Raw genomic sequence first — 270 nt, 5'->3', positions numbered from 1 at the left:
CAGCCGCTTCCTTTTCTTTCGCAGTTCCGGTTTCCCGCGGCCCGATGGTTTCGCTCAGATCATGCATAGTGTCCAATGCCTCATCAGCATCAAAAACCGGCGCGGTCACGGCTGAATAACCATGGGTTTCAGACAGCGGCCCGGCAGACGCGCCCCATATAACGCTTGCTGCCACCGCGGCTGACATAAATGAAAATTTCATCATAATCCCTCCTCTTATTAACACCTCTTCCCTTTCGATTGAAGAACACTGATTCCTTTAAATAGGGG

General features: G+C 51.1%; 1 protein-coding gene. It reads right to left on the bottom strand.

What is annotated here, in order from left to right:
• On the bottom strand, nt 1-205 hold a 205-nt coding region (locus SB679_RS24375), incomplete at its 3' end, for a hypothetical protein (RefSeq protein WP_410704839.1).
• Nucleotides 206-270 lie beyond the last annotated feature (65 nt).

Source organism: Chryseobacterium sp. SIMBA_029, assembly GCF_046535275.1.
Classification (GTDB): Bacteria; Bacteroidota; Bacteroidia; order Flavobacteriales; family Weeksellaceae; genus Chryseobacterium.
Note: the sequence above shows the minus strand (reverse complement) of the source record. Positions and strands in the feature narration are given on the sequence as shown.